Source organism: Enterobacter sp. PP-008-ECC_S150, from assembly GCF_045257065.1.
GTDB classification, from domain to species: Bacteria; Pseudomonadota; Gammaproteobacteria; order Enterobacterales; family Enterobacteriaceae; genus Enterobacter; species Enterobacter chengduensis.
Map to the genome: position 1 here is coordinate 1 of NZ_JBJHHG010000084.1, position 542 is coordinate 542.

Below are 542 nucleotides of genomic sequence, written 5' to 3' on the forward strand. Positions count from 1 at the left end.
TTCCTATATTGGCATCTCAGGCCAGACAGGCTTTGCGGGGTCAACCTTTGTCAGCGCATAGCGATATTTCTGCCACGCAGCGAGTTTTGGTTTATCTGCATCATCAATATAACCACCGTCAGAGGCATCCTTAAGCGGGGCGATAGTATGTGTGGCATATGTGATAAGGGATGCTTTTTTAGAGACTGCGTCAGCCTCAAGCTCTTCTGCTGAGCGAGGAGGGATATCACCCCATGCGGGCATCCCGTCATTGCCTGCAATGCGCACCAAACCATCAACGGTGCGATCCTGCGTGAATGCTGTGAATTGCTCAAGAGTTACATCAACCAGGTCAGACAAGTCCCACCCTGCGGCCTCATAATTGCCCAGTTCGGCAGTACGGAAAAATGCGTTATTCTTAGCGCTGTATTGATAATCAGCCATATCAGTTACCCCATGCAATATAATAAACCTCTTCGCCGAATGGCTGCGCATCCGTTCCTGTCACTCCGCTCCAGCACCGGCCATCAAAACCAAAACCCGCTTTGGTGAGATAAGTGACG

At 50.4% G+C, this 542-nt stretch carries 1 protein-coding gene; it reads right to left on the reverse strand.

From position 1 onward, the window contains the following. Positions 1-3: 3 nt before the first annotated feature. Entirely contained in the window at positions 4-423 is a 420-nt protein-coding gene (locus ACJBF3_RS26150) for a tail fiber assembly protein (protein WP_406545305.1), read from the reverse strand. Between the last annotated feature and the right edge of the window lie 119 nt (positions 424-542).